At 47.3% G+C, this 13,456-nt stretch carries 14 protein-coding genes; 5 read left to right on the top strand and 9 right to left on the bottom strand.

The window, feature by feature from the left end:
* The first annotated feature begins 1 nt into the window (after position 1).
* The 3 genes from traT to IE163_RS06890 all read left to right on the top strand — a co-directional run bounded on the left by traT (position 2) and on the right by IE163_RS06890 (position 3,054).
* Positions 2–814 carry a complement resistance protein TraT gene (traT, locus tag IE163_RS06900; protein WP_189431561.1) on the top strand — a complete coding sequence of 271 codons (813 nt, stop codon included), beginning with the start codon at positions 2–4 and terminating at the stop codon, positions 812–814.
* 198 nt (positions 815–1,012) lie between these two features.
* A complete protein-coding gene (locus tag IE163_RS06895; RefSeq protein WP_189431559.1) occupies positions 1,013–2,506 on the top strand; it encodes a methyl-accepting chemotaxis protein in 1,494 nt (497 codons plus the stop codon).
* Positions 2,507–2,523: 17 nt separating this feature from the next.
* A complete protein-coding gene (locus tag IE163_RS06890; protein ID WP_189431557.1) occupies positions 2,524–3,054 on the top strand; it encodes a SixA phosphatase family protein in 531 nt (176 codons plus the stop codon).
* A gap of 53 nt (positions 3,055–3,107) precedes the next feature.
* Here IE163_RS06890 and purH read toward each other — a convergent pair whose 3' ends face one another.
* From purH to cutA, 9 genes are all read right to left on the bottom strand, one after another.
* Positions 3,108–4,694: a bifunctional phosphoribosylaminoimidazolecarboxamide formyltransferase/IMP cyclohydrolase gene (purH, locus tag IE163_RS06885; protein ID WP_189431555.1), complete on the bottom strand. Its 1,587-nt coding sequence runs from the start codon at positions 4,692–4,694 to the stop codon at positions 3,108–3,110.
* An 86-nt stretch (positions 4,695–4,780) separates the two neighbouring features.
* Positions 4,781–5,071, bottom strand: coding sequence for a DNA-binding transcriptional regulator Fis (gene fis / locus IE163_RS06880; protein WP_019676480.1), 291 nt, complete (start codon positions 5,069–5,071; stop codon positions 4,781–4,783).
* Between the two features lie 17 nt (positions 5,072–5,088).
* Entirely contained in the window at positions 5,089–6,060 is a 972-nt protein-coding gene (gene dusB, locus IE163_RS06875; RefSeq protein WP_189431554.1) for a tRNA dihydrouridine synthase DusB, read from the bottom strand.
* Between the two features lie 252 nt (positions 6,061–6,312).
* Positions 6,313–7,194: a 50S ribosomal protein L11 methyltransferase gene (gene prmA / locus IE163_RS06870; RefSeq protein WP_189431552.1), complete on the bottom strand. Its 882-nt coding sequence runs from the start codon at positions 7,192–7,194 to the stop codon at positions 6,313–6,315.
* A gap of 113 nt (positions 7,195–7,307) precedes the next feature.
* Complete coding sequence (gene accC, locus IE163_RS06865) at positions 7,308–8,651, bottom strand: acetyl-CoA carboxylase biotin carboxylase subunit (protein ID WP_189431550.1); 1,344 nt, start codon at positions 8,649–8,651, stop codon at positions 7,308–7,310.
* 16 nt (positions 8,652–8,667) lie between these two features.
* Complete coding sequence (gene accB / locus IE163_RS06860; protein ID WP_189431548.1) at positions 8,668–9,123, bottom strand: acetyl-CoA carboxylase biotin carboxyl carrier protein; 456 nt, start codon at positions 9,121–9,123, stop codon at positions 8,668–8,670.
* 18 nt (positions 9,124–9,141) lie between these two features.
* The gene (gene aroQ, locus IE163_RS06855) at positions 9,142–9,600 is read right to left on the bottom strand and encodes a type II 3-dehydroquinate dehydratase (RefSeq protein WP_189431546.1); all 459 of its coding nucleotides are present in this window, start codon (positions 9,598–9,600) and stop codon (positions 9,142–9,144) included.
* A gap of 338 nt (positions 9,601–9,938) precedes the next feature.
* Positions 9,939–11,741 (bottom strand): protein-disulfide reductase DsbD, encoded by a 1,803-nt coding sequence (locus IE163_RS06850; RefSeq protein ID WP_229833472.1) that lies wholly within the window; start codon positions 11,739–11,741, stop codon positions 9,939–9,941.
* On the bottom strand, positions 11,737–12,060 hold the full coding sequence (cutA, locus tag IE163_RS06845; protein WP_189431544.1) for a divalent-cation tolerance protein CutA: 324 nt from the start codon (positions 12,058–12,060) through the stop codon (positions 11,737–11,739). The genes IE163_RS06850 and cutA overlap by 5 nt, the downstream gene beginning before the upstream one ends.
* Before the next feature lie 169 nt (positions 12,061–12,229).
* Here cutA and IE163_RS06840 point away from each other — a divergent pair, with 169 nt between their 5' ends.
* The gene (locus tag IE163_RS06840) at positions 12,230–12,520 is read left to right on the top strand and encodes a co-chaperone GroES (RefSeq protein WP_189431542.1); all 291 of its coding nucleotides are present in this window, start codon (positions 12,230–12,232) and stop codon (positions 12,518–12,520) included.
* Between the two features lie 49 nt (positions 12,521–12,569).
* On the top strand, positions 12,570–13,456 hold an 887-nt coding region (gene groEL, locus IE163_RS17765), incomplete at its 3' end, for a chaperonin GroEL (protein WP_229833460.1).

Below are 13,456 nucleotides of genomic sequence, written 5' to 3'. Positions count from 1 at the left end.
GATGCGTTTGCTGGCTATCTTCATGGTAACGCTGTTACTTAACGGCTGCAGTGCCATGCATACCTCTATTAGTAAAGGTAAGCTCGATGTGCAAACGCGGATGAGCCAGACCATCTATTTAGATCCCGTTGAACCGGAACAACGTACGGTCTTTCTTGATATTCGTCAAACAGCTGCTGAGTATCAGCAGCCTTTGATGCAGGATGTGGCCGCGTTACTTACTGAACGCGGTTACCAGTTGGTAAATTCCCCTGGCAGCGCGCAATATTGGCTGCAGGTAAATATTCGTACGGTATTAAACCGTCATCCTGCCGAGGTATTGCGCGAAGAGTATGGCATGAGCGAGCAGGAAATTGCCGCCTTATTACACCCAGGCATGGCGCCACCAGAGCCTAAACCTGTGGTTGGGCGGCAGCGCAGTACTATGCCAGCGGTGATCTATGCGGATACGGCGGTCGGCTCGGACGTTAGCGGCCGTGATATTGTCAAAGCGTTAGCGGTAGTGGCGGTAATAGCCGGAGCTGAATACGTTGGCAATCAAATAGTCAAAGACAAATATTATACTTTGTTAGCAGATTTACAGGTTGCCGAGCGGCTAGCACCAGAGAGCGATTCGCTGGTACAGGAACAAAGCGAGCATGTCCTGTTGCAGGGTGATAGCGGTCAATTAGAGTTGATGTGGCAAAATAGCACCGACAGGCGCAAATATCAGGTGAAGTTGGTTGGCTTTGCCAACAAAGCGAATTTAAGCTGGCAAGAAGCGGAGGCGCCGTTACATCAGGGCTTATTGCGCTCGCTTGCTGGTATCTTCTAATCTAATCTTATCGTTATTTTAAAACCATATCCGGGTTTTGCTCGTAAAACAAAAAAATCCAACACTTATTCTTGAGCACAACATGGCGCCAATTTTAGTGCTATAAAGTATTTATGTTCTCTCACAAAACTAAAAAGTTCAGCTAGTTTTAACGAAAGCGATTTTTACGTTACCCAATTTTCCATATCCGGAGTACCTATGTCCTTTGTGCAACTGCGTTTTCGCCAACAGGCTTTTTCAATAGCGTTCGGTGTAAATGTGTTTTTGTTTTTGGTTTCGCTAGTATTGGCGGCATTATTCGATAGCTGGTTAGTGGCATTTTTAATTGGCTTGCCAAGTTTGCTGGTGCCTCTGGTTCTTTACAAGTTGCTGGATGATCATTTGCTAGCTCGCTGCAGCTATGGCGTGAGTTTTATGCTTTTTGCGGCACTCCATATCCATCAGGCTCAGGGTTTAACCGAAATTCACTTTGGTATCTTTGTGCTGTTAGCTATTTTATTTGCCTTTCGTGATGTCTGGGTTATTTTAGTTGCTGCGGCAGTGATCGCGGTTCATCATTTACTTTTTATGTGGTTGCAACAGCAAGATGCTGGCGTTTATTTGCTGCCCGAAGAGGCTAATACATTTTCTGTTGTGATGTTACATGCGCTCTATGTAGTAGTCGAAGCAGTTGTGCTGGTAATTATGTGTCGCTATGCCTTGCGTGAAGCGAAGGTCGGGCAGGCACTCTTTGACGCGACCGATTCGCTGCTGACTAAACAGGGAGAAATAGTTTTAACTGGACGAGCCCTCTCTTTAAAATCCAAAGTGATCAATAACTTTAATCAGGTACTGGATTCATTACAAAAAACTATTAAAACGCTTAACCACTCAGCAGCAGAATTAACGAGGCAATCTGAATCTCTGGTCAGTCAAGGTCAGGGCTTGTCTGGTGCCATGTCGAAGAAATTACAGGAAGTGGAGTTAATAGCGGCTGCAACAGAAGAAATGTCGAGTAATTTGGCGTCCCTTCATCAAATTGCCAAACAAGTGGCGCATTATGCAGATGAGACCGAACAGGCAGCGGTATCTGGGCAGCAAGCGGTGGGCGCCACTTTAACGTCGGTAGAGCAATTATCAACACAATTAACTGTCACTTCGGAAAAAGTAGAAAATATGGCTGTTGCTACTAAGGATATTCGGCAGGTATTGGATGTGATTCAAGCTATTGCCGAGCAGACCAACTTATTGGCATTAAATGCGGCCATTGAAGCAGCGCGTGCTGGTGAATTGGGGCGGGGCTTTGCGGTGGTGGCGGATGAGGTGCGTACCTTGGCCTCGCGCACCCAAAAATCGACCGGAGAGATTAAACAGATCATTGAACGTTTACTCAGCTACAGTACTGATTCGGTCGAAGTGGTATCGCACAGTGTTAAACAATTAAGCCTGACTAAAGATAATGCAGTGACCAGTAAGCAATTACTTACGGTCATTCTTGATCAAGCTAGGCTGGTGTCGGAATCAGCACAAACCATGCGAACGTCGATTGAGCAGCAAAATACCGCCAGTCATGAAGTGGCAAAAAGTACGCAAATGCTAAAAGATATGACGGAACAACAGAATCGTCAGGGCGTGGCTGTGGTTGATACGGCCCAATCGCTGGAGAAACTGGCTGTGACGCTGAATAATGAAACGAAGAAGTTCCAAGTATAATATTTTCAGGATGAAGTATGACAACATTGTATTTTCTACGCCATGCTACGGCAGAAGTGATTCGGCCCGGTCAGCTAGATGTAGATCGCTGTTTAGTGGATAAAGGGCGCCAACAAGCTATGCGTGTTGGTAATTTTATTCTAAAACAGGGTGTTAATCCGCAGCGGGTATTCAGCAGTCCTTATCCACGCGCTATCCAAACGGCCGCTATCGTCTGTGAGCAGGCGTTGTTAGCGCCCGCTGAAGAAGTGGATTGGCTAGCGTTGGATACGCCTGTTGCGCAGTCAGCAGTGGCTTTGCAAGCGCTGCTAGCGCAGTTACCAGCACAAAGCCTGTTAATTGGTCACGAGCCGGATTTATCGCGGCTGATTAGTCATTTGCTGGGCACTGATCTACCAGTACTCAAAGTGCGCAAAGCCTCGATAACCTGTTTGCAGCTTGCGGTGGCTCAGCCAAGTTTGCAACAATGTGAACCAGATGCTGATCTATCAACAGAACAGGGACGTTGGACTTTACAATGGTCGGTGCCGGTTAAATTTATGCCATAAAAAAGGCCGCTGATAAGGCGGCCTACTTATTTAGCTTAACGTAATAAGGTTAATTAGTGACGGAAGTGCCGTACACCAGTAAACACCATCGCCATACCATGCTCATCGGCAGCAGCAATCACTTCAGCATCGCGCATTGAACCACCTGGCTGAATTACCGCAGTAATCCCAGCAGCGGCAGCGGCATCAATGCCATCACGGAACGGGAAGAACGCATCAGAGGCCATGACTGAGCCTTTAACTTCCAGGTTCTCATCGGCGGCTTTAATACCGGCAATTTTCGCGCTATAAACACGGCTCATTTGGCCAGCACCGACACCAATGGTCATGCTATCTTTTACATACACAATGGCATTGGATTTAACAAACTTCGCCACTTTCCAGCAGAACAGTAAATCTTTTAGCTCTTGCTCAGTTGGCTGGCGCTTGGTGACCACTTTTAAATCAGCCGCACTGATCTGGGCTTGATCGCGATCTTGCAGCAAGATACCGCCATTCACTTGTTTAATGTCCAGTGCTGCGGCAGCGACAGTAAAGTCACCGCAGACCAGTAAGCGCACATTTGGTTTAGTGCCAACAATCGCGACAGCGGCCTCTGTGGCGCGAGGGGCGATAATCACCTCCACAAACTGCCGACTAACGATTTCTTGCGCCGTCGCTTCGTCCAGCTCGCGGTTAAAGGCAATAATACCGCCAAAGGCTGAAGTAGGATCGGTGCTATAAGCACGGTTATAGGCGGCTAAAATATTTTCGCCAATGGCTACGCCACACGGATTCGCATGTTTAACGATAACACAGGCTGGCTCGGCGAATTCTTTCACACACTCTAGCGCCGCGTCGGTATCGGCGATATTGTTATACGACAGCGCTTTACCTTGTAGCTGAGTTGCAGTGGCGACTGAGGCTTCGCTGGCGTTCGCATCCACATAAAAAGCCGCTTGCTGATGGCTGTTCTCGCCATAGCGTAAATCTTGTTTTTTCACAAACTGGCTATTAAAGGTGCGTGGGAATTTTGTGGCTGGCTCGCTTTCCTGGCCGTAAGCTGACAGCGTAGTGCCAAAGTAGTTGGCAATCATACCATCGTACTGCGCAGTGTGTTCAAAGGCGCTAATGGCTAAGCTAAAACGTGTAGCATGCGTAGTGGCGCCATTATTGGCCTGCAACTCAGCCAGCACTTTAGCGTAGTCGCTGGCATTAACAATAATGGTCACATCCTGATGATTTTTTGCTGCCGCGCGAACCATAGTCGGGCCGCCGATATCGATATTTTCTACCGCATCTGCCAGCGTGCAGCCGGCTTTAGCTACGGTATTGGCAAAAGGATAAAGGTTGACCACCACCAGATCGATTGGGCCAATACTATTGGCAGCCATTACCGCTTCATCGGTGCCACGACGGGCTAAAATACCACCATGAATTTTGGGGTGCAGGGTTTTTACCCGGCCATCCATAATTTCTGGGTGTCCGGTGTAGTCTGATACTTCAATTACCTTAATACCTTGTTCGGCCAGCAATTTGGCCGTGCCGCCGGTGGATAAAATCTCCACTTGCATGGCGCTTAGCGCCTGGGCGAATTCAACAATACCAGTTTTATCAGATACGCTTAGCAGGGCGCGGCGAACAGGACGAAGTGTGCTCATCAGGTTTATCTCGTTGTCACTAAAAGAAAAGGTCAATAAAAAAGCACCCGAAGGTGCTTTGTTGCAGGGCCGAACCCTGCGGGGCATTACGACATGCCGTATTGCTTTAATTTCTTACGCAGCGTACCGCGGTTGATGCCCATCAGGTTGGCAGCGCGGGTTTGATTACCGCGGGTATACTTCATAACTTCTTCCAGTAACGGCCGCTCTAATTCTGATAATACCAGTTCGTACAGATCGTTCACATCCTGGCCATTTAACTGTTGCAGGTAGTTAGCAACGGCTTTTTGTACGGCGTTTGATAAAGCCTGTGGCTTCTCTTGAGTCTGAACATGGGCGTTAGTAATAAATGGCGAAGTAACGTTCGAATTAAACATTGCTTTTCTCTTTTACGTTAGGTTGCTGCTAGTTTATGAAAATAGTCATTTAATGCATCAAGCTGCTGTTGGGCTTGCTCGATACCATTGAATTCACTGCGAAATAGTCCTGCTGCATCATGTTCTGCCAGGTACCAGCCCACGTGTTTGCGGGCGATACGGGCACCAGCGTAAGATCCATATAGCTGATGCAGGCCCTGAACATGCTCCAGCATAATCTGCTGCACTTCTGCTATGGCAGGTGCGGCCAGTTTCTCCCCTGTTGCCAGATAGTGCGCTACCTCCCGGAAAATCCATGGCCGACCCTGTGCCGCTCTGCCAATCATAATGGCGTCGGCACCGGTGTAGTCGAGCACGAATTGCGCTTTTTCCGGTGAAGTAATATCACCATTGGCAATGACCGGTATCGTAACCTGCTGCTTGATAGCTGCGATGGTGTCGTACTCGGCTTCTCCTTTATACATACAGGCTTTAGTACGACCATGTACAGCTAGAGCCTGAATGCCATTGTCCTCAGCAAGGCGCGCAATTTGCACGCCATTACGGTGTTCTGGGTCCCAGCCGGTGCGGATTTTTAAGGTCACGGGCACAGACACTGCCTTAACCACCGCCTGAATAATTTGCTCAACCAGTTCCGGATATTGTAATAACGCCGAACCTGCTAATTTTTTATTCACCTTCTTTGCTGGGCATCCCATATTGATGTCGATAATATCGGCACCAATCTCAACGTTGTATTGGGCTGCTGCGGCCATTTGTTCCGGATCGCTGCCAGCAATTTGTACTGAGCGGATACCTGACTCCTGGCGATGCCCCATCCGATTTTGCGATTTTTCGCTTTGCCAGACCAGCGGATTGCTCGACAGCATTTCAGACACAGCTAAAGCTGCCCCAAAACGCCGGCAAAGCTCCCGAAAAGTGTGATCGGTTACTCCAGCCATCGGAGCACAAATTACCTTGTTCGTTAACTGATATGGACCTATGCGCACCACTGAATCCGAGGGTCTACCCTTAAGGGGCGCTAAGTTTACGGATTTTTGCCACTAAAGCAAAGGCTATTATTTAAACAAAATTTGCTTTTTTTTGCCCTTTCGGGGATTGACATTCCCTAAAAGGCTGAAAAGACGCATTTTCTGTCAGCAACAACCGCGTTAATACAGGCTGTCATAAAAAGATAATTGTAGTGCTGTTGTTTTTATCACCAGCGAGAGCTTACCGAAACGTGATGAATTATACCTGAATCAGGTATTTTTTCTGGCACTTAACCGCACCCATTCTTCTTGCTCGGCAATAGGGTCAAAAGTAAATTCTGCGGCATAAGCAGCAATCACACTTTGTGCCTGACTTTGCAAGATACCGGAAAGGGCTAATAGGCCACCGGGCTTAACGTAAGCGCTAATGATGCTAGAGAGCTCCGCTAAAGGCCCAGCTAAAATATTGGCGACTACTACATCGGCTTGTAAGCTGGGTTGGTCTTTTGGTAAGTAGAGTTCAATTTGTCCGGCCACGTTATTACGTTCGGCGTTGGCTTTTGAAGCCATAATGGCTTGGGGATCAATATCAATACCTACCACACGACTGGCACCGAGTTTGAGCGCCGCAATACCCAAGATGCCCGAGCCACAGCCGAAATCGACCACGGTTTGTTCTGGCTTAATATGGGCATCTAGCCACTGCATACAAAGCGCAGTAGTAGGATGGGTACCGGTGCCAAAGGCTAGGCCTGGATCTAAAAGCACGTTAACGGCTGTAGGATCGGGAATATCGCGCCAGCTGGGGCAAACCCAAAGCCTTTCGCCAAATTTAATCGGATGAAAGTTATCCATCCACTCGCGTTCCCAGTCTTTATCTTCCAGCTGCTCCAACTTATAGGTGAGGCCGTCTTTAAACAGGGCTGCAGCTTCTAACTGCTTAATGACCTTTTGCATCGGATGCTCAGCATCAAACAAGCCCATCACCACGGTATTTTCCCAGTAAAGGATTTCACCTGGCATTGGCTCATAGATTGGCGTGTCTTTGGCATCCAGAAAGGTGACCGCCTGTGCTCCCCAGCTCATCAGCATATCACTGACCTGTTCAGCTTTTTTCTCGGTAGTGGTGACACGCAATTGGATCCAGGGCATGGCAAATCTCGGCTTGGCAATAATGGGGGCGTATTATAGCGCTCTGCTGCCATTGAGCGAAATAAAAAAGGACCCAATTGGTCCTTTTTGTGTACTTTTAAAGGCTACAGTTATTATTTAATACCCAGTTTCTTTTCCAGATAATGGATATTGGTACCGCCTTTACAGAACCCCACATCGCGCATAATGTCTTTGTGCAATGGGATATTGGTTTTAATACCATCGACCAATAACTCATCTAAAGCATTACGCATTCGGGCAATGGCAATGTCGCGGGTTTCACCGTAAGTAATCAGTTTACCGACCATCGAATCGTAGTTTGGCGGTACCGTGTAGTCGGCATAAATATGCGAGTCCCAACGAATACCATTACCACCTGGTGGATGGAAGCGGGTGATCTTGCCTGGTGAAGGGATAAAGCTAACCGGATCTTCGGCATTAATACGGCATTCTACGGCATGACCGCGAATAACAATATCTTCTTGCTTAATGGTTAGCGGCATGCCAGAAGCGACACGTAGCTGCTCTTTAATCAGATCGACACCGGTGATCATTTCAGTAACCGGGTGCTCTACCTGAATACGAGTGTTCATCTCGATAAAGAAAAACTCGCCATTTTCAAATAAGAACTCAAAGGTCCCGGCACCGCGGTAGTTCATCACTTTACAGGCATCAACACAGCGGCCACCGATAAAGGCGCGTAGCTCAGGGGTAATACCCGGTGCTGGGGCTTCTTCTACCACTTTCTGGTGGCGACGTTGCATCGAGCAATCACGTTCACCTAGGTGGATGGCATTGCCCTGGCCATCGGCCAACACTTGAATTTCGATATGACGTGGGTTTTCCAGGAATTTTTCCATGTACACCATATCATTACCAAAAGCGGCTTTAGCTTCAGCTTTGGTCATTTCGATAGAGCTTACCAGCTCTTCTTCAGAGCGCACCACACGCATACCACGACCACCACCACCACCGGCGGCTTTAACGATAATCGGGTAGCCGATACGTTTAGCTATCTTCATATTCGTAGCAGCATCATCACCGACTGCACCATCAGAGCCTGGCACACAAGGTACACCGGCTTTTTTCATGGCTTCAATGGCGGAGACTTTGTCACCCATCAGGCGGATAGAATCCGGATGTGGACCGATAAAAACTAAACCACTCTCTTCTACTTGCTGGGCAAAGTCAGCGCGCTCAGCCAGAAAGCCGTAGCCAGGATGGATGGCTTGAGCATTGGTGACTTCAGCAGCAGCGATGAGCGCTGGAATATTAAGGTAGCTTTGTGGTGACGGCGCCGGACCAATACAAATGGTTTCATCTGCCAGCAGCACATGCTTTAAATTACGATCCACAGTGGAGTGCACTGCTACCGTTTTGATCCCCAGCTCCTTGCACGCGCGTAATATGCGCAGGGCAATTTCGCCGCGGTTGGCTATCAGAACTTTTTCTAGCATCAGTCAGCCTTTTGCGTTATTCAATAATAAAAAGTGGCTGGTCAAATTCAACCGGCTCGCCATTTTCAACCAGAATTTCTTTAACCACACCGGCCTTGTCAGACTGGATTTGGTTCATCATTTTCATGGCTTCTACGATACACAGGGTGTCGCCAACTTTCACGCTTTGGCCAACTTCTACAAAATTCTTTGATGTTGGTGAGGCGGCGCGATAGAAAGAGCCGACCATCGGCGATTTTACAGTATGACCAGAGACTACCGGCGCAGCGGCCGGTGCTGCTGGAGCTTGCGCTGGCGCGGCAGCTGGAGCCTGAGTTGGCGCAGGGGCATAATGCATAGGCTGCGGTGCATAGTGCTGCACAGGTGCATGGCGACTGATACGAACTGATTCCTCGCCCTCGGTGATTTCTAATTCAGAAATGCCTGACTCTTCCAGCAATTCAATTAATTTTTTAATTTTTCTAATATCCATGTCTGTCGCCTGATTTGGTTAGTTTTGGTTGTGTGTTTGTAAATACGATACCGCTGCATCTAAAGCAAAATGGTAGCCTTTAGCGCCCAGGCCACATATCACGCCTTTAGCAATATCGGATAAATAAGAGTGGTGCCGGAAAGACTCCCGCGCATGTATATTGGATAAGTGCACTTCAATAAAGGGTATCGCTACCGACAGCAAGGCATCGCGCAGGGCAACGCTGGTATGGGTAAAAGCCCCCGGATTGATGATAATAAAGTCTTGCTGCTGATAGCTTTGCTGAATAGCGTCAATCAGCACATGTTCGGCATTAGATTGCAATGTCTGCAAGGTTACCCCTGCGGCTGTTGCCTGCTGTTGTAAGGCATCAACAATATGCTGCAAGGTGGCGGCGCCGTAAGTTGCTGGCTCGCGAATACCCAACATATTAAGATTGGGGCCATTTAGCAGTAATATCCGTAAAGATGCAGCCATTTGTTTCTAATCCCGTGGCAGTTTGTTAACTGCGTCTATCATATAAGGGCTTGCAGCAAAAAACAGGTGTTTAGCACCTTACTTACGTTTTTTTCTCTGCTAGCCGGCAGATGCGTGCCTTATTATAGTGAAATCGCAGCAAATGGCAGCAAAATACTGGTCTAATCAGCCAATGGCCATCTAGATGGAACAGATAAGGGGGCTTGGCCAGCCAATAGTAGGGGATATGACTAGGTGCTATTGAAAAAGTGCCAAATAGGCAATTAAAAATAGATAATCTGCCTTAATGCCTGTAACACAGCCGTTTTAGACAACGGCTGTGTTACAGGTAAAGTGAGCTAGGGGAGTAACGCTTCGAGATGATTGGCAAAGGCACTGGCATTCATAAAGCCGGTGACTCTGCTTTGGGTTAGCTCTGTGCCATCTGGTGCAAAAAATAGCAAGGTTGGTAAACCCAACACCTGATAGCTATCAAGCAGCGCCGCATCACTGCGTGTCATTTTAGTCACGTCGATTTTAATCAGGCGCATTTGCGAGGTCAGGGCGGTAACTTCTGGCCGCGGAAAGGTTAACTGCTCAAACTCTTTACAGGCCACACACCATTCGGCATATAAATCGACTAGCGTGTACTGATTGGCAGCCTTGGCTTTGGCTAATTGTTCCGCTAGCTCTTCGGCGGTTTTTATTTCAATAAAGCCTAAGGCGTTTACTTGTTCGTCGGACTGTTGCGTAGCGCTACCAACTTGAGCGGGTGCTGTGGGTTGCCAATAGTTTAGGTTTAGCCAAAAAGCAGCAAGCAGCAACAACTGGGCTATTACAGCAACGCTGGCTTTGGCATTAGCACTACTTAAACTAAATAGTAAACGGTATAAGTAAAACACCAGCGACAGTGTGAGCAGGGTGCCCAGGGTTAGAATCACCGCAAAGGGTAAAAAGCGATCAAGTAAAATTAACGGCACCGCTAACAATAAAAAGCCAAAAATCGTTTTAATGGCGTTCATCCAATTGCCGGCTTTTGGCAGCAATTTACCACCAGAGGTACCCAGTAACAGCAGCGGTAAGCCCATGCCCAGACTTAACACATATAAGGTTATTGCCCCTAAAAGTAAATCGCCGCTTTGTGCTACATAGAGCAGAGCGGCAGATAAAGGTGCAGTAGTGCAAGGGGAAGCAATAAAGCCAGAAAGTGCGCCCATAGTAAAAGCGCCTTTCAGTGAGCCCCCATGTTGCTTATTACTAATACCGGCTACTTTTTCTTGCCAGCGGGCGGGGAGTTGCAAATTAAACACACCAAACATGGCCAGGGCAAGCACCACAAAAATAATGATGGCGACAATCAGCACTGCAGGGTGCTGCATGGCAGCTTGAAACTTAACGCCCAAGCTGGCAACGATTAAACCCAACAACGAATACGCGACAGCCATGCCTTGCACATAAGACATAGACAGGCCAAAGGCACGGCGAGTAGAGAGTTGCTGGCCCTGACCGACGATAATACTGCTTAAAATCGGATACATCGGGAAGACGCAAGGGGTGAAAGCTAAACCTAAACCCAGTAAGAAAAACACGCCTAAACTCGCTAGTACTGATCCTTGTGATAAGCGCTCTAATAAACCAAACTGACTGGAGACAGGTGCGTTATTAGCAGTGGTCAGTGATTCGCCACTGCTTATGGTTGGCGAACTAAGTGGAATTTCAATCGTTTCCGGTGGATAGCAAAGACCTGCTTCGGCACAACCCATAAATTGCACACGGAAAACGGCATCTTCATCAATATCTGATAAAGGGATTTTTAACTGTAATTGATGAAAGTAAACCTCTGATTTGCCAAAAAACTCATCTTCAATGGTGATAGTGGCAGGATAAGTTGGATGTGAAAAATTTACAGCAATGCCACCGAGCTTGAACTTATCTCGGTACATATAATACCCATCGGCAATGGTCCAATTGAGTAACAGTTCGTTATCCTGCTGCCGATAATCTAAGGCAAAGGCTTGGTCTACCGGCAGAAACTGCGGTTGACCGCTTAACAAGCTATTTAACACTGCATTATTATTGGCTGTATTAGTTGGGCTTTGCTGTGCTGCCAACGGCGCTAGCGAAGATAGAAAAATAAAAAATAAAAACAGCAAAGATCTAATCACGTAAAGTTACCTCATCTATCCAGTTACCATAGGCTGGGTTTAGTTTTACCAGCGGCAGGGCAATAATCTCGGGTACAGCATACGGGTGAATGGCGCTTATGGCTTGCTCAATTGCGTTAAAGTTCCGCTCTGGTGCTTTAAGTTGCAATTGTAACTCGATACTTTGTTCTATCTTACCTTGCCAGCGGTAGCTCGATTTCATGGGTGCTGATTGATTGACACAAGCTACCAGTTGGCGTGATAGCAATATCTCCGTGATTTTGCTGGCGCTGTCTTCATCCGGGCAGTTACAGAGTATTAGTAAGTACTGGCTCATATTGCGGCCCAATCTTGTAGTTTCATATGGCAATTGTACGGCAAAGTACCTAAGAAAAAATGCAGAATTTTTAAATTCAGCCCTTGGAATTTTTTTCGGCTTGCCCCATATAGGGAGCACGCAATTTAACAACCATGTTAAAACATAAATAAGCTTTAGGAGATAGAGCATGAATATTCGTCCATTACATGATCGTGTCATCATCAAACGTACTGACGCTGAGAGCAAGTCAGCCGGTGGCATCGTCTTAACTGGTGCTTCTGCTGAGAAATCTACTCGTGGCGAAGTCGTTGCGGTTGGCAATGGTCGTATCTTAGATAACGGTGACGTTAAGCCACTGGAAGTGAAAGTAGGCGACAAGGTGCTATTTGGTGCCTATGTAGAGCGCACTGAAAAAATTGATGGTCAGGAATATGTGATCACCAAAGAAGATAATATCTTAGGTGTCATTCTGGATTAATACCTCCCTTTTTCTGAGTAATCATTAACCGTATTTAAGGATTTATAAAATGGCTGCAAAAGACGTACGTTTTGGCGACGAAGCTCGCAACAAGATGCTGAAAGGCGTAAATATTCTGGCTAACGCTGTGCGCGTTACCTTAGGTCCAAAAGGCCGCAATGTAATTTTAGACAAATCATTCGGTTCACCTGTCATCACCAAAGATGGTGTGTCTGTAGCGAAAGAAATCGAACTGGAAGATAAGTTCGAGAATATGGGCGCACAGATGGTCAAAGAAGTGGCCTCTAAAGCGAATGATGAAGCGGGTGACGGTACTACTACGGCTACGGTATTAGCACAAAACATCATCAACGAAGGTGTGAAAGCCGTTGCTGCTGGTATGAACCCAATGGACCTGAAGCGCGGTATCGACAAAGCCGTTATCGCTGCGGTAGCCGAGCTGAAAACCTTATCTCAGCCTTGTGCTGATAGTAAAGCCATTGCCCAGGTAGGCACTATTTCTGCTAACTCTGACGATGAAATTGGCCAAATCATTGCCAATGCCATGGACAAGGTTGGCAAAGAAGGCGTAATTACTGTTGAAGAAGGCCAGGGCCTGAACAACGAGCTAGACGTGGTTGAAGGTATGCAATTTGACCGTGGCTACTTATCGCCCTATTTCATCAACAACCAGGAAGCGGGCCAGGTGGAACTGGATAACCCATTCATCCTGACTGTAGATAAGAAAATCTCTAATATCCGTGAGTTATTACCGGTATTAGAAGGCGTAGCGAAATCAGGCAAGCCGTTATTAATTATTGCTGAAGATGTAGAAGGCGAAGCCTTAGCTACTTTGGTTGTGAACAATATGCGCGGTATCGTGAAGATCTCTGCAGTGAAAGCCCCAGGCTTCGGCGATCGTCGTAAAGCCATGCTGCAAGATATCGCCACCTTAAC

Origin of the sequence: Alishewanella longhuensis (assembly GCF_014653435.1) — a bacterium.
In the GTDB taxonomy this organism is placed as follows: domain Bacteria; phylum Pseudomonadota; class Gammaproteobacteria; order Enterobacterales; family Alteromonadaceae; genus Alishewanella; species Alishewanella longhuensis.
The sequence above is the reverse complement of the archived record's forward strand: the minus strand, read 5'-3'. Positions and strand labels throughout refer to the sequence as shown.

Coding starts and splice junctions, on each gene's coding strand:
- traT (WP_189431561.1), top strand. CDS start 2: ATGCGTTTGCTGGCTATCTTCATGGTAACGCTGTTACTTAACGGCTGC.
- IE163_RS06895 (WP_189431559.1), top strand. CDS start 1,013: ATGTCCTTTGTGCAACTGCGTTTTCGCCAACAGGCTTTTTCAATAGCG.
- IE163_RS06890 (WP_189431557.1), top strand. CDS start 2,524: ATGACAACATTGTATTTTCTACGCCATGCTACGGCAGAAGTGATTCGG.
- purH (WP_189431555.1), bottom strand. CDS start 4,694: ATGAGCACACTTCGTCCTGTTCGCCGCGCCCTGCTAAGCGTATCTGAT.
- fis (WP_019676480.1), bottom strand. CDS start 5,071: ATGTTTAATTCGAACGTTACTTCGCCATTTATTACTAACGCCCATGTT.
- prmA (WP_189431552.1), bottom strand. CDS start 7,194: ATGCCCTGGATCCAATTGCGTGTCACCACTACCGAGAAAAAAGCTGAA.
- accC (WP_189431550.1), bottom strand. CDS start 8,651: ATGCTAGAAAAAGTTCTGATAGCCAACCGCGGCGAAATTGCCCTGCGC.
- accB (WP_189431548.1), bottom strand. CDS start 9,123: ATGGATATTAGAAAAATTAAAAAATTAATTGAATTGCTGGAAGAGTCA.
- aroQ (WP_189431546.1), bottom strand. CDS start 9,600: ATGGCTGCATCTTTACGGATATTACTGCTAAATGGCCCCAATCTTAAT.
- cutA (WP_189431544.1), bottom strand. CDS start 12,060: ATGAGCCAGTACTTACTAATACTCTGTAACTGCCCGGATGAAGACAGC.
- IE163_RS06840 (WP_189431542.1), top strand. CDS start 12,230: ATGAATATTCGTCCATTACATGATCGTGTCATCATCAAACGTACTGAC.